Raw genomic sequence first — 18,317 nt, forward strand, 5'->3', positions numbered from 1 at the left:
GTTTTCTTTGGTTAGTTTTAGAAATCAGAATAAAGCTATTTTTAGTTATCGCTATTTCTCTATCTTTGAAAAATAATCCAATTATTCAAAATCGAAAAACACAGTATGAACTGGGAACAACTTTTATCATTAAGACGCCAAGGCGATACAAGCAAGCGATTACGTATTGAACAGGATGATACCCGTTTGGGTTTTGAAGTTGATTATGACCGCATTATTTTCTCTGCCGCTTTTAGAAGTTTACAAGATAAAACACAAGTTATTCCTTTGTCTAAAACTGATTTTGTTCACACTAGGCTGACGCATAGTTTAGAAGTTTCGGTCGTTGGGCGTTCTTTAGGAAGATTGGTTGGAAAGAAAATCATAGAAAAATACCCGCATTTAAAAGAAGTTCACGGTTTTCATATGAATGATTTTGGAGCCATAGTCGCTGCAGCTTCACTAGCGCACGATATAGGTAATCCTCCTTTTGGTCACTCAGGTGAAAAAGCGATAGGAGAGTATTTTTCTATCGGAAAAGGAAAACAATACAAAGACCAGTTGTCTAAAAAAGAATGGCAGGATCTGATTGATTTTGAAGGGAATGCGAATGGTTTTGCAGTTCTTACTGCCAGTCGCCCAGGAATTGAAGGCGGACTTCGTATTTCGTACGCGACTTTAGGGGCATTTATGAAATACCCAAAAGAAAGCTTGCCCAAAAAACCAACTAAAGATATAGCTGATAAAAAATACGGTTTCTTCCAAAGTGACAAAAAGTTCTTTCAGGAAGCCGCAAAAGACATGGGATTGATTCCAAATAAAACAGGAGACGATATTGGTTTTGAAAGACATCCTCTGGCTTATTTAGTAGAGGCAGCTGATGATATTTGCTACACTATTATAGATTTTGAAGATGGAATTAATCTTGGACTAGTTTCTGAGGATTTTGCGTTGGAGTATCTTATCAAATTGGTAAAAGAAAGCATTGACACATCTAAATATAAAACACTTACTACTAAGGAAGATCGTATTAGTTATTTGCGTGCTCTGGCAATTGGTAGTTTAATTAATGATGCCGTAAAGGTCTTTATAGATAATGAAGAGGCTATTTTAGATGGTAAATTTCCATTTGCTTTAACAGACAAAAGCAAATACAAAGCACAGATGGATGACATCATCAGTATCAGTGTAAAAAATATTTACCAAAGTAGGGAGGTTATTGAGAAAGAGATTGTGGGTTACCAAATTATTCAAACCTTATTGGATAAATTCATTACTGCCTACGATAATAATTTTAATGGCACAGCTTCTAACTATGATAAATTGATTTTAAAAATGTTGCCGGAAAGACACCATTTAGAAAAAGAAGATTTATACGGTAGGTTGCTTCATATCTGTCACTACGTATCGCTACTTACAGACGGAAATGCTTTGGAATTATTTGAAACGATAAATGGTAAAAAAAGAGATTAATTAGAATTGATACAAGATTCCTACTCCTAAAACTTGTTTTAATTGAGTTTTGGGACCTACGGTAACTTGATTTCCATTAAGTTCTTCTTTGGCCTTTATGTCATCGTCATAAATGATATGAAGGCCAATGTTGGTTTTTACGTACTCATTTACCTTTAAATCTAGCATCAGGTCATAATCAATATCGATATTTCCAAAATTATTTATGTAATCAGAATATAGACTTAAGCGATTTTCTAAAGTGATGTTTTTTAAGATTTCTTTTTTATATAAAGCTGTCAGCAGGAAACCAAGTTCGATCTTCGCTCTTTCACCTTCAGAAATTAAATTACCGTTCAAGTCATACACCGCTTTAACAACCCCAAAAGCCCCCAGGTTAGCTAATCGCTGATCTAAAACAAAAGTTATTTTTGAAGTGAATGGAGAGAGATAAAGCATTTCATCCTTCTTTTTTGTGGCATATTCAGCACCAAGACCTAAGAAAATATAGGCTGGGGCAAAAGGGCTCGAAACAGAAATTTCCTTATTTGGATACGAATAACCATTGGTAAACTGCGTATTTAAGTTAAATTTTGCCGAGTGATACCAGTTAGAAAGAGTATCCTTTCGATAGCCTAATGTTGAGCTAAACTGAAATGCATCTTCTGTTTTTCTAAGCTCAATACCATCCTGTTTGTTTAAACCATAACGCATAATCAGTTCGTTTGACCAACTGTAATTGTCTGTGGCGTACACTCTGTTAAATTTGGTTTTTAAAAGTCCCGATATCGAACTGGTACCCCCGGCGTTCCAATTGACAAAGGCGATTTCAGATATATCGAAACCTATTTTGTTTTTATTTGTCCAATGCGATAAAGTATCCTTAACTGGAACGAGTTTAGCTACCTTAACTGACTTGTCTGGCTGTATAGTGGTTATGATTTTCTGAGAGAAAGTATTTATAGAAAAGAAAAAGAATAGGCAGGCAAAAGATAATAATTTGGTCATAGGTTAGTTCGTTAAAGGGCGCAAAATAATTATTTTCATTTAGTTGAAAAAATTATTTCTAAACTTTTAACGTCAATATTGCAATATTGTTGTAATTCATCAACAGTTCCGTGTTCTATAAATTCATCAGGAATCCCCAATGTTTTTATATTTGCAGAATAATTGTGATGGGATGCAAACTCAAGAATCGCAGTTCCGAAACCACCCGAAACCACTCCGTCCTCCAATGTTATTACCGTTTTATACGTTTTGAATATGGAATGTAATTCCGCTTCATCTAAAGGTTTGACGAACGCAAAATCATAATGAGCGATAGTGTTTGGATTGTTTAAATTAGCTAAGGCCAAAGTAACATTTTTACCTATAGGACCATTCGACAGGACTGCTGTTTTAGTACCCTTTTTTAGACAGCTTGCAAGGCCAATTTCAATTTTTTCATATTTTCCAAAATGTTGAGACTGCCAATTCACAATTACTCCTCTACCCCGAGGGTAACGGATTGCTATAGGATGGTCTAAACCTAATTGAGCGGTATATAAAATATTTTGCAGTGCAATTTCATTCAATGGCGAATAGATAATGATATTGGGAATGCAACGCAAATAAGCCAAATCAAAAACGCCATGATGTGTAGCTCCATCTTCGCCCACTAAGCCGGCTCTATCCAAACAAAAAATAACAGGCAACTTTTGTATAGCGACATCATGGATGACCTGGTCATAAGCGCGCTGTAAAAAGGTGGAATATATGTTGCAAAAAACAATCATTCCCTGTGTTGCCATTCCAGCTGAAAGTGTGACAGCATGCTGTTCAGCAATTCCTACATCAAAAGCACGATGAGGTAAGGCATCCATCATAAATTTTAAGGAACTTCCGGAAGGCATTGCCGGTGTAATCCCTATTATTTTTTCATTTTTTCTGGCTAAGTCTAATACGGTCAGGCCAAAAACATCTTGGTATTTTGGAGGAAGCTTTTCTTCTGATTTTAAATAAATTTCGCCCGACTTTGCATCAAATTTTCCAGGAGCATGGTATTTGACCTGATCTTCCTCGGCTTGTTTAAGTCCTTTTCCTTTTGTGGTTATTACATGAAGGAATTTAGGTCCTTTTGCTTTTTGTAAACGTTTTAGTTCTTTGATAACTGCGAAAATATCATGGCCGTCAATAGGTCCTGAATAATCAATATTCAAAGACTTGATCATATTATTTTGCCTTGGGTTTTTTCCGTTTTTCACTGCGGTAAGGTAATCTTTCAATGCACCTACACTTGGATCAATACCGATTGCGTTGTCATTTAGAATCACCAATAAATTAGCGTCAGTAACTCCGGCGTGATTTAGTCCTTCAAACGCCATTCCTGATGCTATGGAGGCATCTCCAATGATTGCTATATGCTGTTTTTCGAAATCTCCTTTTAAATTAGACGCAATTGCCATTCCTAAAGCTGCGGATATGGAAGTGGAGGAGTGACCTACGCCAAAAGCATCATAGATACTTTCGCTTCTTTTTGGAAAGCCAGAAATACCTCCTAGTTGTCTGTTGGTATGGAAATTTTCTCTACGGCCTGTTAGAATTTTATGTCCGTAAGCTTGATGGCCTACATCCCAAATCAGTAAATCATCTGGGGTGTTGAATACGTAATGCAGTGCAATGGTTAGTTCGACCACACCCAAGCTTGCTCCAAGATGGCCTTCTTTTACGGATACAATATCAATTATAAAATCACGTAATTCTTTGGCTAATAGAGGAAGTTGTATTTCGTGTAATTCACGTAAATCCGTTGGGTAATTAATGCTTGAAAGTAGATTATCTGACATAAAGCAAATTTACAGTTTTATAGTGGAAATTTAGTTCATTCAAATAGGTTATTGTTTAATAATAATAGAGTCAATTCTTTGATTAAATCTTTTCTTAAAAAACGAATTTTTTAAAGTATCCGTTTTGATAATTAGTGTTATCGAATATAAGTGTCGTGTCACTTTCCCGTTTTGTGTTCCGGGAATCCATTTTTCAGATTTTTCTAAAAGTCGTATCAGGTCTTTTCCCATTCCGTCTCCAATATCTTTCAGTAATTTGATATTGCTTAAGCTGCCGTCTTTTTCAGTTACAAAACAAGCTTGGATTTCACCATTTAAGTTGTTCGTTTCTTTAGAGAATATATAATTACCCTGAATGTAATCTTTGAATTTATCCATACCGCCTTTGTATTCAGGATCTGTATAAACCGCTCCTCCCATATATATTATTTCCTCCTCCTCAGTAGCTTTACTAGTATTAACGACGTCTGTTTTTATTGGTATTACTTCTCCGCATATAATTGTTTTGGGTTTTACAAATTTCACTTGATCCGTTTTTGGAAGCGGCGATGGCGGAATATTATGTTCTAAACTATTATTTGGGCTATGTTTTGGTGGTAATCGCATCCCAACAACTGTGTTTTTGATTTCTATAGAATCAGTAATTATTTCAACTTTGTTAATTTGTTGCTTATTTCCATTTTTATCTACACAGCTAAATAATGTGGTTCCCATTGCCACAAATAAAGCAATTAAAAACATCTTGTGATATTGAGTTTGTGAATACACAACCCGACTTGGAACTTGAATTGTTAAAGAATCCAATTGTGACTTTTTGAACCTTCCACAGATGTGATTGTTCTGCTGAAAATACACTTTAATTTCGCCAGGAAGCATAGCGGTAAAATCAACCACAGTTTTAGAACAACTGCCACAAAATCGACCTTTATCGGTTGCTTTCATTTTGTTCCAATCCTCATTACAAGGTTCTGGTATGTTTATTTTATAATTTGATTCCATAAAATTAAATAGCAATAATTAAAAGTACAGAATAATAATATCAAAACAGTATTTTTGTTTTATGGAAAACATCTTTACCGACGAATATTTTATGAAAAAAGCTTTGAATGAGGCTGAAATAGCTTTTGAAAAAGGCGAGATTCCTGTTGGAGCTATTATAGTAGTAAATGATACTGTAATCGCGAGGAGCCATAATTTGACGGAATTGCTTAATGATGTTACTGCCCATGCCGAAATGCAAACCATAACTGCTGCGGCTAATTATCTTGGGGGTAAATATTTAACGGGTTGCACGCTTTATGTAACTCTGGAACCGTGCCAGATGTGTGCAGGAGCTTTATACTGGAGTCAAATTTCTAAGATTGTTTTTGGAGCCCGAGATGAAAATAGAGGTTTTGAGAAAATGGGAACCCAACTGCATCCTAAGACTATTGTAAAACGCGGAGTTATGGCAGAAGAAGCTTCGGACTTGATGAAGCGATTTTTTGCTGAAAAAAGAAAATAATATGTAAAGGAATTACTCTCCTTTACATAGCTAAATTCTATTGCAGTTTACTGATTTCACTAGGTTTCATGTTTCTTTGCTTCTTAAAATAATTTGAAAGATGGCTTTCATCGGTAAAACCAAATTCATATGCGATTTGTTTAATAGGCATTTGGTTGTTGATTATTCTTTTTTCGATCAATTGTATTCTAAGTTTATTGATATAATCTCTATAGGTAATTAAAAAATTACGTTTAAAATAAGTTCCAAAGTACGTATGTGAAATATTAAAATGTTTTGCAATGTTTTTGATTTGAACGAGTTTTGGGTTGTAAATATTTTGATGAATATAGGAAAGTATTTGATCGTTATCTATTCCTTTTCCTGCAATTTTTATATTCAGACCCTGTATTGTTTCTTTAATCAAGCCAAAGATGGAAAGTATTTGATAGAAAATAATCGGAGAAGTAGCGATGTTTGTTTTGCAATCATATTTAGTAATATTTTCAATTGTGTTTTTTAGTATTGTTTTGCAAGGGTCGTCGAGTCTCAGAACATTTTCTTTGAGATATTGATCTCGCATAAAATTTTCTGGTGTATTTAAAAGAAAGTCATCACACGAAAGTTTTTTATTGGAATTGAAATAAGTGTCGGTGAATTTTATAAAGACAAAACGGGTACATTTTTTAATGTCAAAATAATGTTCGTCATCAGGCGAAATTACAAATAAATCTCCCGTTCTATAGGGTAGCAGGTTTTTGTTTAAATGATGAATTCCATTGCCTTTTAGTATATAAATAATCTCATAATAGGTGTGACTATGCGTTGGAAGATGAAACTTCTCTTCTTCAAATTCATCAATTACTAATGTTTCAAATTGATTTAGTTTCTTCATAGCGTATAGTTACAAGTTTATAGTGTAAAGTTACAATGTATTATGCAGTTTTATAAATAAATTTGCAGGATCTAATAGTAGCTCATTTTTAAACGGCTACGAAACACAAATAATTAATTTTTTTAAAATGAAAAAAAGTCTTGTTTCACTCGCGTTGGGTGGTTTAACTTTGGGAGTAACAGAGTTTGTGATGATGGGTTTGTTACCAGATATAGCTACTGATTTAAAAATTAGTATTCCCGTTGCGGGATATTTAATTTCTGCCTATGCTTTAGGAGTTGTTATTGGAGCACCGTTATTAGTAATTGTCTCTAGAAATTACCCACCCAAAAAAACGCTTTTAGCCTTGGTCACGATGATGGCGATATTTAATTCTTTGTCTATTATTGCTCCTAATTATGTATTTCTATTTGCTTCCCGGTTCCTTTCAGGTTTACCTCACGGTGCGTTTTTTGGAGTGGGAGCTGTAGTTGCGAGTCGACTGGCAGATAAAGGTAAGGAAGCGCAGGCAATATCTATTATGATTTCTGGTTTGACAATAGCAAATGTCGCAGGAGTGCCCATAGGAACTTACGTGGGGCATAATTATTCTTGGCGTTATACTTTCATTATTATCTCATGTATAGCACTTATTACTTTTGTAGCGGTTTATTTTTGGATGCCAAACCTGGAAGCGAGAGCAAAAGAAACCATAAAAAGTCAGCTGCAATTTTTCAAGAAACTGGATGCTTGGTTGGTCATAGGGATTTCTGCAATTGGTTTTGGCGGATTGTTTTGTTGGATAAGTTATATCGCTCCGCTGCTTACGGAGGTTTCTGGTTTTTCTGCTGGTGATGTCTCGTATATTTTGATAATAGCCGGACTTGGAATGGTCTTGGGGAATTTTATTGGTGGTAAGCTGGCGGATAAGTTTTCAGCCGAGAAGACAATTATATATTTGCTTCTGGCTATGGCTTTTGACTTGTTGTTGGTGTTTTTCTTTTCATCAAATCAGTATGTCAGTTTAGTATTAGTTTTTTCTACGGGCTGTTTTGCGTTTGCTGTTGTGGCGCCTATTCAGATGCTCATGATTCAAACAGCCGTTGGTTCTGAGATGATTGCATCTGCAGCTATTCAGGCGGCGTTTAATATGGGAAATGCTCTTGGGGCTTTTTTGGGTGGTTTGCCACTGATTGCTGGATTTAGTTATGCGTCTCCTAATTTGGTGGGAGCGGGTATGTCATTAATTGGAGTTTTAATTACTTACGTTTTTTTACAAAAAAGATTAAGGGACTTCAAGTTGCAAAAACTTTTAGTACTTGACTAGGGGGTGTTCTTGAATTTTTTAAATATAGCCCAGATGGAAGTGGAAATCCTTGTGTGCCGGTTTTCGGCACATAAGATTGTAATGGACAGCTGGAAATGGCTCCTTAAGAAAATACTTAGTTTTATTCTTCACGAGGAGACACAAAAAAACCGCCAATCTTACGAAAGGCGGTTTTTAATTCTGAATTTGTTTCAGAATCTAGTCTTTTATAGCAGTTCCTTTTTTATCATAGAAATGATATTCTAGATACGTGTAAGCGTCACGAGGAATGATTTTTACCCATTTCTTATGTTCAAAAAACCATTTTGAACGTAATGATGGAAAACCTTTGGTAAGGTATGCAGCCACGAACGGATGTACATTAAGTACAACTTCTTTATGACTTTTTAAAACTCTTTCTAAATCAGAATTGATTCTATCTATAATTAAAATTGGCGCTTCAATTTCGCCTTTAACATCATTAGGATCTTCCTCTCTAGTTTTAATATTAACTTCTGGTCTTACTCTTTGTCTCGTAATTTGGACTAATCCAAATTTACTAGGAGGTAAGATCTTGTGTTTCGCTTTATCATCGCTCATTTCCTCTCTCAAGAAGTCGAACAATATTTTACGGTTTTCAGGATTAGACAAGTCGATAAAATCAATTACAATTATACCACCCATATCACGTAGACGCAATTGTCTGGCGATTTCGGCAGCGGCAATCATATTGACTTCCATGGCGGTGTCTTCCTGGTTGGTGGCTTTATTAGAACGGTTTCCGCTGTTTACGTCAATGACGTGTAAAGCTTCAGTATGTTCGATAATAAGATAAGCACCTTTACTCATGGACACTGTTTTCCCGAATGAAGTCTTGATTTGTCTCTCTATGTTGTATTTCTCAAAAATGGGCGTATCATTTGATTGATAAAACTTAACAATTGATTGTTTTGAAGGTGCAATTTCTTGCAAATAATCCTTCGTTTGGTTGTACAACTCTTCATCATCAATTTGTATACCACTAAAGGTATCGTTGAAGACGTCTCTTAAAATTGATGAAGCTCTATTGAGCTCTCCTAATATTTTTGACGGATGATGAGCGGTTGGTAATTTTTTACACATTGCATCCCATCTGCTAAGCAGGTTCTGCATGTCTTTTTCTAATTCGGCTGTATTTTTGCCTTCTGCTACTGTGCGAACAATAACACCAAATCCTTTTGGTTTGATCGATTGTACTAATCGTTTAAGACGATCCTTTTCTTTCTTGTCTTCTATCTTTTGAGAAATAGAGACACGATCCGAGAAAGGGACTAAAACAATAAATCTTCCGGCAAGAGAAAGCTCAGCGCTGATCCTTGGTCCTTTTGTAGATATTGGTTCTTTTACAACTTGTACTAAAATAGATTGGTTGGCATTTATTACATCAGTAATAGTACCGTCTTTGTCTATCTCTTTTTCAAACTGAAAGTTTTTTAGGGAGAAATCTTTTATTTTACCTGCGCTTACAAGTTTTATGAATTTCAGTTGGGAAGTTAGATTAGGACCTAAATCATGATAATGTAAAAAGGCATCTTTTTCATAGCCTACATTTACAAAAGCAGCATTCAGTCCAGCAACTGGTTTTCGTATTTTAGCGATAAAAATATCACCTACTTGAAAGTTGCTTTTCTCTTCTTCTTTGTGTAATTCAATTAGTTTTCCATCTTTTAATAAGGCAAAATCTACGAAATCAGAACTAGATCTAATGATTAATTCTTTATTCACGATGTAAATTTTTATCCAAACTTTTAGTTTAAAGTTTAAAGTTTCAGGTTTAAATTTTAAAAAAAACTCAGACCATAAACTTTTAACGCATAACTGAATTGTTAGGATGGATTAAACAATAAATTTAACAGGTATTGAACCCGGCGAAAAGAAGATTAGTGGAGAATAGATTAAAGAGTAGAGACTTTTTGAGTCTGTGTTCCATTTTCTTTTCCCTTTCGTCTTTTTTCAATTTCAATGAACGTTTAAAAAGAAAAAAGTAGTTTAAAACTACTTTTTCTTTTTGTGACGGTTAGCTCTCGCTCTTTTTTTACGTTTGTGAGTAGCGACCTTATGTCTTTTTCTTTTTTTACCGCTTGGCATATCTTTTCGATTTTATGATTAATATTATTATTTTGCTTCGTTATTTATTTTTACACCTTCTACAAAAACTTTTGCAGGTTTGAATGCAGGAATGTTGTGTGCAGGAATTTTAATGGTTGTATTTTTAGAGATATTTCTTCCAGTTTTTTCAGCTCTTGTTTTTACAATAAAGCTTCCAAATCCTCTTAGGTATACATTGTCACCAGTCTCTAATGAATTTTTAACTTCAGTCATAAAAGTCTCTACTGTTGCTTGAACATCACCTTTTTCAAGACCTAATTTTTCTGAAATTTTTGCTACGATATCTGCTTTCGTCATTTTCTTTCCTTATTTATTATATTGTAATAATTTTTTTGAGTGTGCAAATATATGAATTTAAAAAACAATTATTCAAGCTAATTCGTTAAAATTTAATCACATAAACTTTTACATTTGCAAACAAATATTTAACAATGAAATTTTCTAATTCGCTTATACAGTGGTATTTAATTAATAAGCGAGATTTACCTTGGCGAAATACAACAAATCCATATCTAATTTGGCTCTCTGAAATCATGCTGCAGCAGACTCGTGTTGCTCAGGGAACGCCGTATTTTTTGTCTTTCGTAGACGCTTTTCCAACCGTTTTTGATTTGGCTAAAGCCGATGAAGAGCAAGTCTTAAAATTGTGGCAAGGACTGGGGTATTATTCACGTGCCCGAAATCTTCATAAGACTGCTCAATATGTAGCTACGGAACTGAATGGTCTCTTTCCGGATAACTATAATGACCTTTTAGGACTTAAGGGTGTTGGTGAATATACAGCAGCTGCTATCGCCTCTTTTTCTTATGAGGAAGCTGTTCCAGTTGTAGACGGAAATGTTTTTCGGGTTTTGTCTCGTTATTTTGATTTGGAAACTGATATTGCTTTGGCTTCAGCCAAAAAGGAATTTGCAGCTTTGGCTTTCGAATTAATGCCAAAAGATAATCCGGCAACTTTTAATCAGGCCATCATGGAGTTTGGAGCTTTACAATGCGTTCCTAAAAGTCCCAATTGTGGTATTTGTGTTTTTAATGAAAGTTGTGCTGCTTTACAGAAAAAGAAAGTAGATCAATTACCAGTTAAATCAAAGAAGCTTAAAGTAAGGAATCGGTATTTTAATTATTTAGTAGTTTCTGATGATAATGAGGATACGATAATTCAAAAACGAACATCAAAGGGGATTTGGCAAAATCTATATGAGTTTCCTTTGATTGAAACGGAGGCGGTTGAAAATTATGATTATATAGCAGAGCGAATCGAAAATGAGTTTTTTGTCAATGAAAGCGTGGGGAGTGTCATGGAATATAATGAAAAAAGTATCATCCATAAACTTTCTCATCAGCATTTGCACATCAAGTTTTGGAAAGTAAATATAAAAGGAGTTATAAAAAATGGTACAGATGCCGCGACTTTAAGAACATTTCCTTTTCCTATAGTAATTCATAATTTTATCGAAAAGGAGTAATAGTAGAATCTGAAAAAAATGTATCTTTGAGATATATCCATAATAATAACATGAACGGAACACTAAATAAAGTGATGCTAATTGGGCATCTTGGCGATGAAATAAAAATGCACTATTTTGAGGGTGGCAATTGCATTGGACGATTTCAATTGGCGACAAATGAAGTTTATATCAATAAAACTACCAACGAAAAGATAACCTCTACTGAATGGCATAATCTGGTAGTGCGTAATAAAGCCGCTGAACTTTGTGAGAAACATTTGTCAAAAGGGGATAAGATTTATGTAGAAGGCAGAATTAGGTCACGCCAATGGCAGGCTGAGGACGGAACTGCAAAACACACGAGTGAAATTCAGGTGACTGAATTTACATTCCTGTCTACTAAAAAAGCTGCTGAAAACAACAAGCAGATTCCCGCACCAGAATCCGTAAAAAACACTAACTTTGACCCACAAAATAATGGCTTACCAATCAATGATTTGCCGTTTTGATTGTTTAACTAATTTTATATAATTTGGACCCAGATCCCAGTTTAATTTTTGCGTATACAGTAGATAGTAATCTAGTATATGGATTTATCGGAATAGCCGTGTTGCTTATATGCTCGGCATTAGTTTCCGGTGCAGAAGTAGCATTATTCTCGTTGTCGCAAACAGACGTTGATGAAACAATACAAGGAAACGCTTCCAAAGGGAAAATTATCTCCGATCTTCTAGAAAGACCAAAAAAATTATTAGCAACGCTACTTGTGGCTAATAACTTCATCAATATAGGAGTGGTGATCTTATTTTCTTTTATAGGTGGAAACTTGTTTTCTTCTATAACTTCCCCGGTATTAAAATTCACTTTAGAAGTAGTTCTGGTAACCTTTTTGTTGTTACTGTTTGGTGAGGTTTTGCCTAAGGTATATGCCAGTAGAAACAATATAAAGTTTGCTAAATCGATAGCTTATCCAATAGCAGTACTTGATAAATTGCTTTCGCCAATAAGTATTCCCATGAGGGAAACTACGGTTTATTTGCACAATAAACTTGGGAAACAAAAAACAAATTTTTCGGTAGACCAGCTATCACAAGCTTTGGAATTGACCTCGTCAGAGGAAACTTCATTGGAAGAGCAAAAAATATTGTTTGGTATTGTCACTTTTGGGAATACAGATACGAAGCAGGTGATGAGTCCTAGGATAGATATTTTTGGTTTAGAAATAACGGAATCTTTTTCTGATATATATTCGAAAATTATTGAAAAAGGGTATTCAAGAATCCCGGTTTACAGAGACAATATTGATCAGATAGAAGGTGTTTTATTTGTTAAAGATTTGCTGCGCCATTTAGATAAGGAGGATTTTGAATGGAATACTTTGATTAGGGAACCTTTTTTTGTACCTGAAAATAAGAAGCTGGACAATTTGCTGAAAGATTTTCAAAGAATGAAAAGTCATCTTGCCATCGTAGTTGATGAATATGGCGGTACTTCAGGACTTGTTTCGTTAGAAGATGTGATTGAAGAAATTGTTGGAGATATCAGTGACGAATTTGATAATGAAAATGTGAATTTTATTAAAATTGACGATAAGAACTATCTTTTTGAAGGAAGAGCGAACTTGAAAGATTTCTATAGGATTATAGATGTCGACGAAGAAGTGTTTGAAATTAAAAAAGGCGAAGCCGAAACCTTGGCCGGATTTATCCTCGAAATATCAGGAAATTTTCCTGCTAAAGGTCAAAAGATTGCATACGAAAACTGCTTGTTTACCATTGAAACAGTAGATAAAAAACGGATCAAACAGATAAAAGTAACGATTGATGCTAAGATTAAAGATGGGAAATAACAGGCAAAATCGTAATTCCATTGTTGGGATAGTTTTTACGGTTTTGGGACTATTATTGTTTACTGCTTGTAAGGATGATGTTTTTCCTAAGCCGGCCAGTCATTTGCGTTTGGATTACCCAATGGCGAAATACGTGGATTTTGAGAATGATTGTCCGTTTAGTTTCGAAATGAATTCTGAGGCAGTAATAAAAGGAGAGAAGGATTGTGGATTTACTATTTCATATCCAAAAATGAAGGCGACAATTTATCTGACTTATAAACCGGTCAACAGTAATATTAATTTCTTATTGAGAGATGCTCAGAAATTAACGTATGAGCATGTTATCAAAGCTGATGATATATTAGAGCAACCTTATTTGGATTCAAGTAAAAAAGTATATGGAATGTTTTATCAGGTTGATGGTAATGCGGCTACTAATTCTCAATTTTATGTAACGGATAGCACCAAACATTTTGTTACAGGTTCTGTTTATTTTTATGCAAAGCCCAATTATGACTCCATTATGCCTGCAGCGAGTTATGTTAGAAATGACATGCAGCGTTTAATGGAAACCTTGAAATGGAAATAAGAATATAAAAAAAAGCATCCGCCACGGCGGATGCTTTTTTTTATACAACAAATGGGTTTTATTATGATTTCATGTTTGAAACGGTGTATGTTTTCCCGTCTCCAGTAGCTTGTACCACTTTTGTCAATGTTTCGGGTGTTTGAATAGTTTTGTCAAAAGTTACTATGCCTATTTTTTTCTCAAAATCAATTGTGGCAGTTTGTACCCCATCAAGATTGGATAATTCTTCTTGAATCGTTTTGGCGCATCCAAATTCACAAGTCATTCCTTCTACGGAAAAATTAGCTGTTTGTAGATTTTCGGCAGCAATTTCCTTTTTTACTTTTGGAGCAACTGTTTCGGTTGTAGCGGTTTCTTTTGTAGCTTCTTCAGCATTATTTTTACAGCTCACTAATAAAAGAGCGGCAACTGCAAGGGTAGCTATTGCTTTTGTAAACTTCATTATGTTTTGGTTTTAAGTATTTTACTGAAATTTAAAATTCATTCCAAAATTAATAAAAAAACAGCCTTTAATTCATAAAATTATTACAATTTTGGGGCAAAATACTGTTTATGGAATCGAAACAAATAAAGTGGGCTTACTTAATGGTTCTTGCCTTAGTATGGGGAAGTTCATTTATTCTGATAAAAAAAGGGTTAATTGGTTTGTCTGCGTTGCAAGTAGGTTCCTTACGAATTATATTTGCTGCTGTTTTTTTATTGTTGATTGGTTTTAAAAGTTTACCAAAGATTCCAAAGCAAAAGTGGAAATATATTGCAATGACTTCTATGTTTGGAACTTTTGTACCTGCTTTCCTTTTTGCATTGGCGCAGACTGAAATTGATAGTTCGGTAAGTTCTATTCTAAATTCCTTGACACCTTTAAATACGCTAATTCTAGGCTCTTTAGTTTTTGGTGTTAGTTTTCAGAAGCGTCAGGTATGGGGTGTTTTTATAGGTCTTGTGGGTAGCTTGCTTTTGGTGTTTAATGGCGCGATTAATCACCCTGATCAGAATTATTATTATGCTATTTTAGTGATTATTGCATCTATTTGTTATGCCGTTAATGTTAACTTGATAAAAAGGTTCTTGTCAGATTTGAGTCCGTTAAGTATTACTACGGGTAACTTTGCGGTATTGCTTCTTCCAGCGTCTCTGATTTTGTTTTTTACTGGTTTTTCTGAAGCAATTCATTTAGAAAGCGTGCAGCATGCCGTTTTGTTTATTGTTATTTTGGGAGTAGTAGGTACTGGAATTGCAAATATTTTGTTTTTTAAATTAATCCAAATATCTTCTCCTGTTTTTGCGACTTCAGTAACTTATTTGATTCCAGTTGTGGCTTTCTTTTGGGGTTTGCTGGACAATGAAATGCTTACTCCTGTTCAGTTTTTGGGTGCATTCATTATTTTAATTGGTGTTTATTTGTCTGCCAAAAAGTAGTTTTCGCATTTAGCTGAGTTTGCTTTGGTAGTTCTAGAAAATATAAAAACACTTTTAATAACAATATAGGCCGTCTTTTGGACGGCTTATATTGTTATTAAAAATAATTGAAAGTATTTTATTTGTAGATTGGTTTTTCTACTGGATTACCGTAATTATCAAAATAAAACATAGGAATATCGAGTTTTTCTAGACCTGGAATTACCTCTGACCCTTTTCCTGCAATAATAATACGTGTGTTGTCAATTAGGAGGTACTTATTGGCTGCTTTAAGAATATCGTCTGGAGTTACTGCATTGATAGTTTTGATGTAATTTTCGTAAAAATCCGTCGGAAGGTCTTCTGTCTCAATGTTTAAAGCATATCTGGCAACGGATTGTGGTTTTTCTACCTGCATCACAAATCGGCCAATATAGCCTGCTTTTACATCTCTCAATACTTCTTCGGAAACTTTTTCTGTTCGTATCTTTTTTATTTCCTTTATGAATTCGACAACTGCGCTATCAGTTGCAGAAGTTCTAATAGATGATGCAGATCTTAACTTTGAAACATATTTGCCTGCTCCTATTATAGCATTGGCACCATAGGTCCAGCCATGTTCTTCTCTCAAATTCATATTTAAGTAGCTGTTGAAATCGCCTCCTAATATATAGGTGGCAATGACAGCGGGAAAGAAGTCTTTGTCTCCCATTCTTAAATAAAGGGTATTCACTAAAGAAATTTCGGATTGCACAGCATTTGGTACATCTACAAAATTAATTTGTGTAAACGGAACGTTTTGTGGCGCCGTATAGCTTAGTTTTGGTGTGGCTCTTTTTTTCCAAGAACCAAAAAGTTTTTCGACAATAGGTTTAACTTCTTTGAATTTCACATCTCCTATGATGACTAAGTAGGCGTTTTCAGGAACGAAGTAGTTTTCATAATTAGTAACAACATCAGCAAGAGTGATGTTTTTAACTGTCTCTTCGGTTATATACTCTCCAGATGGGTGGTTTGGTCCAAAGGCCAAAGCATCTACTACTCTGTTGGCAATCGAGGGAACACTTTTTTCTTGGGATCTTATGCCTTCTAGTAGCTTTGCTTTTTCTTTGTCAAATTCTTCCTGTGTGAAGTTAGGATTAAGCGCGCCGTATGACATTAATTGTAATACGCGTCCCGAATGTTTAGAAAGTGAACTGGCATAGGTGCCGTTTGAGCTAAAAGCCATATTGGCGCCCAAGAAATCTACTTCTTCATTAAAGTCGTCTTTGGTGATTTTTGTACTTCCGCTTCCTATTAGACTACTGCCTAATTGATCGACTCCTTTTTTGTTTCCTTCTGCAAATGGTGGATTGTCTAAAGTTAGGTTGTAAGTAACTCTAGGTAGTTTGTGGTTTTCAACAACCATTACTTTTAGTCCGTTTGGCAAAAAGAAGGTTTGTGGTTTTTTTAGATTTACAACGGGTGCTTTTCCGGCTTTAGGTTGTGTGCGATCTTGTGCTTGCATAATTCCTGTTATGAATAATAGGATTAATATAATTCTTGTTTTTTTCATGATTGTCTTAGTTCTGTGCAGTTTCTGTAGCGGGAACGTAATCCAATAACAATCGTTGGTTTGGATTTAGGTATTTTTTTGCAACTTCTCTGATTTCTTCTCTAGTGATAGAATGGTAAAGATCGATTTCGGTATTTATCAAATTGATATCTCCATATAGTAAATAGTACTTCGCTAGATTTTCAGCTATTCCTTCAACATTTGAGTTGTTGTTCACGTATTGTGATTCAAACTGATTGAGTAGTTTTTGATAATCTTTTTCGGAAATTAAATCCGTTTGGATCTTTACGATTTCTTCGTCTATTTCCTTTAATAAATCTTCCGAACTGTGAGTTCCCATTGGTAGACCATACAGTATATACATGCCGTAATCTTCCTGGCTAAAGCCAACAGCTCCAATTTGCAGTGCCATTTTTTTCTCGTCTACTACTTTCTTGTAGAGCTTCGAGCTTTTTCCATCGCTTAGGTAGGATGAAATAAAATCTAAAACACGAGCGTCTCTTGTTTTCATAGATGGCGTTCGGTATGATGCCACTAACATCGGAATTTGAATGTTTGGGTCGTAGTAAGTTGCTTTCAAAGTTTGTGTTATCGGTTCTTCGATGAAAGTTTGTTTTTTGATTTTTTCCCCTTTTTGGATTGGGCCAAAGTATTTTTCAATCCATTCTTTGGTTACAACTTTTTCAAAATCACCTGCTACTACTAATACAGCATTATTAGGGATGTAGAATTTTTTGTTGAATTCCTTGAAATCTTCTAGAGTAGCGGTGTCCAGATGTTCCATGGAGCCAATCGTAGACCATTTATAGGGATGGTTTTTGAACATGTTTTCTTTTACGACGTTTATTATTTTGCCATAAGGGCGATTGTCATAGCGAGAACTCTTTTCTTCTTTTATGACTCCGTTTTGGGTGTCTACGCCAATTTGATTGATAACGGGATGCATCAGTCTTTCGGATTCCATCCAAAGTGCCAATTCTAAATTGTTCGACGGGAACACTTCATAATAATACGTTCTGTCATCCGAAGTGTTAGCGTTGTTTGTGCCTCCATTTGAAGTTACTATTTTGAACCATTCCCCACGTTTGATGTTTGCAGTTCCTTCAAAAAGTAGGTGTTCAAAGAAATGGGCAAATCCTGTTTTCTCTGGATTTTCATCTTTTGAGCCTACATGATACATTACAGAGGTTATGACAACTGGGGCCGTGGGATCATGATGTAAAATAACATGCATGCCATTATCGAGATTGTATTCTTCGAAAGCTATTTTTTGGGCTGTGGCCACTCCTCCAAGTAAAAGCGCAGTACTTATTGCCATTATCGATTTTTTCATAAGGATTAATAAAAATGTATATACAATAGGTGTAAAAACGGAAATTATTGTTACTTCAAAAATACCTTTTTTTAATGATGAATGCTTGAAAGTTGC

The 18,317-nt window shown here is 34.9% G+C and carries 17 protein-coding genes; 8 read left to right on the forward strand and 9 right to left on the reverse strand.

Going from position 1 to position 18,317, the window contains the following annotated elements; genetic code table 11:
* Positions 1 to 105: 105 nt before the first annotated feature.
* Positions 106 to 1,452, forward strand: coding sequence for a deoxyguanosinetriphosphate triphosphohydrolase (locus tag HJ01_RS05885; RefSeq protein ID WP_007137410.1), 1,347 nt, complete (start codon positions 106 to 108; stop codon positions 1,450 to 1,452).
* On the opposite strand, the gene HJ01_RS05890 is transcribed toward HJ01_RS05885, so the two are convergent.
* From HJ01_RS05890 to HJ01_RS17125, 3 genes are read right to left on the reverse strand one after another with little or no spacing between them, the layout of a single operon-like run.
* Positions 1,453 to 2,439 (reverse strand): DUF3078 domain-containing protein, encoded by a 987-nt coding sequence (locus HJ01_RS05890; RefSeq protein ID WP_007137411.1) that lies wholly within the window; start codon positions 2,437 to 2,439, stop codon positions 1,453 to 1,455. It abuts the gene before it with no gap.
* Between the two features lie 35 nt (positions 2,440 to 2,474).
* Positions 2,475 to 4,256 (reverse strand): 1-deoxy-D-xylulose-5-phosphate synthase, encoded by a 1,782-nt coding sequence (locus HJ01_RS05895; RefSeq protein WP_007137412.1) that lies wholly within the window; start codon positions 4,254 to 4,256, stop codon positions 2,475 to 2,477.
* 48 nt (positions 4,257 to 4,304) lie between these two features.
* Positions 4,305 to 5,255, reverse strand: coding sequence for a hypothetical protein (locus HJ01_RS17125; RefSeq protein WP_007137413.1), 951 nt, complete (start codon positions 5,253 to 5,255; stop codon positions 4,305 to 4,307).
* 61 nt (positions 5,256 to 5,316) lie between these two features.
* Here HJ01_RS17125 and HJ01_RS05905 point away from each other — a divergent pair, with 61 nt between their 5' ends.
* Complete coding sequence (locus tag HJ01_RS05905; protein WP_007137414.1) at positions 5,317 to 5,760, forward strand: nucleoside deaminase; 444 nt, start codon at positions 5,317 to 5,319, stop codon at positions 5,758 to 5,760.
* A gap of 37 nt (positions 5,761 to 5,797) precedes the next feature.
* Here the strand turns inward: HJ01_RS05905 and HJ01_RS05910 are convergent, their stop codons facing one another.
* A complete protein-coding gene (locus tag HJ01_RS05910; protein WP_007137415.1) occupies positions 5,798 to 6,634 on the reverse strand; it encodes an AraC family transcriptional regulator in 837 nt (278 codons plus the stop codon).
* 127 nt (positions 6,635 to 6,761) lie between these two features.
* Here HJ01_RS05910 and HJ01_RS05915 point away from each other — a divergent pair, with 127 nt between their 5' ends.
* Positions 6,762 to 7,940, forward strand: coding sequence for an MFS transporter (locus tag HJ01_RS05915; protein ID WP_007137416.1), 1,179 nt, complete (start codon positions 6,762 to 6,764; stop codon positions 7,938 to 7,940).
* Positions 7,941 to 8,138: 198 nt separating this feature from the next.
* Here the strand turns inward: HJ01_RS05915 and HJ01_RS05920 are convergent, their stop codons facing one another.
* Positions 8,139 to 9,683 carry a ribonuclease E/G gene (locus HJ01_RS05920; RefSeq protein WP_007137417.1) on the reverse strand — a complete coding sequence of 515 codons (1,545 nt, stop codon included), beginning with the start codon at positions 9,681 to 9,683 and terminating at the stop codon, positions 8,139 to 8,141.
* A 390-nt stretch (positions 9,684 to 10,073) separates the two neighbouring features.
* The gene (locus tag HJ01_RS05925) at positions 10,074 to 10,364 is read right to left on the reverse strand and encodes an HU family DNA-binding protein (RefSeq protein ID WP_007137418.1); all 291 of its coding nucleotides are present in this window, start codon (positions 10,362 to 10,364) and stop codon (positions 10,074 to 10,076) included.
* Between the two features lie 134 nt (positions 10,365 to 10,498).
* Here HJ01_RS05925 and mutY point away from each other — a divergent pair, with 134 nt between their 5' ends.
* The 4 genes from mutY to gldD are packed head-to-tail and all read left to right on the forward strand — an operon-like array spanning position 10,499 to position 13,935.
* Positions 10,499 to 11,533 (forward strand): A/G-specific adenine glycosylase, encoded by a 1,035-nt coding sequence (gene mutY / locus HJ01_RS05930; RefSeq protein WP_040473725.1) that lies wholly within the window; start codon positions 10,499 to 10,501, stop codon positions 11,531 to 11,533.
* A 50-nt stretch (positions 11,534 to 11,583) separates the two neighbouring features.
* Complete coding sequence (locus HJ01_RS05935) at positions 11,584 to 12,024, forward strand: single-stranded DNA-binding protein (protein WP_040473726.1); 441 nt, start codon at positions 11,584 to 11,586, stop codon at positions 12,022 to 12,024.
* 23 nt (positions 12,025 to 12,047) lie between these two features.
* Positions 12,048 to 13,364, forward strand: coding sequence for a gliding motility-associated protein GldE (locus tag HJ01_RS05940; protein WP_040473727.1), 1,317 nt, complete (start codon positions 12,048 to 12,050; stop codon positions 13,362 to 13,364).
* Positions 13,339 to 13,935: a gliding motility lipoprotein GldD gene (gldD, locus tag HJ01_RS05945; protein ID WP_238531070.1), complete on the forward strand. Its 597-nt coding sequence runs from the start codon at positions 13,339 to 13,341 to the stop codon at positions 13,933 to 13,935. Before HJ01_RS05940 ends, gldD begins: the two co-directional genes overlap by 26 nt.
* 61 nt (positions 13,936 to 13,996) lie before the next feature.
* Here the strand turns inward: gldD and HJ01_RS05950 are convergent, their stop codons facing one another.
* Positions 13,997 to 14,377 carry a heavy-metal-associated domain-containing protein gene (locus HJ01_RS05950; RefSeq protein WP_007137423.1) on the reverse strand — a complete coding sequence of 127 codons (381 nt, stop codon included), beginning with the start codon at positions 14,375 to 14,377 and terminating at the stop codon, positions 13,997 to 13,999.
* A gap of 110 nt (positions 14,378 to 14,487) precedes the next feature.
* Here HJ01_RS05950 and HJ01_RS05955 point away from each other — a divergent pair, with 110 nt between their 5' ends.
* A complete protein-coding gene (locus HJ01_RS05955; protein WP_040473728.1) occupies positions 14,488 to 15,354 on the forward strand; it encodes a DMT family transporter in 867 nt (288 codons plus the stop codon).
* Between the two features lie 118 nt (positions 15,355 to 15,472).
* On the opposite strand, the gene HJ01_RS05960 is transcribed toward HJ01_RS05955, so the two are convergent.
* Together HJ01_RS05960 and HJ01_RS05965 are read right to left on the reverse strand one after the other, a co-directional pair.
* Positions 15,473 to 16,888: a M16 family metallopeptidase gene (locus tag HJ01_RS05960; protein WP_007137425.1), complete on the reverse strand. Its 1,416-nt coding sequence runs from the start codon at positions 16,886 to 16,888 to the stop codon at positions 15,473 to 15,475.
* A 7-nt stretch (positions 16,889 to 16,895) separates the two neighbouring features.
* Complete coding sequence (locus tag HJ01_RS05965; RefSeq protein ID WP_007137426.1) at positions 16,896 to 18,221, reverse strand: M16 family metallopeptidase; 1,326 nt, start codon at positions 18,219 to 18,221, stop codon at positions 16,896 to 16,898.
* Between the last annotated feature and the right edge of the window lie 96 nt (positions 18,222 to 18,317).

Source organism: Flavobacterium frigoris PS1 (assembly GCF_000252125.1).
GTDB lineage: Bacteria > Bacteroidota > Bacteroidia > Flavobacteriales > Flavobacteriaceae > Flavobacterium > Flavobacterium frigoris_A.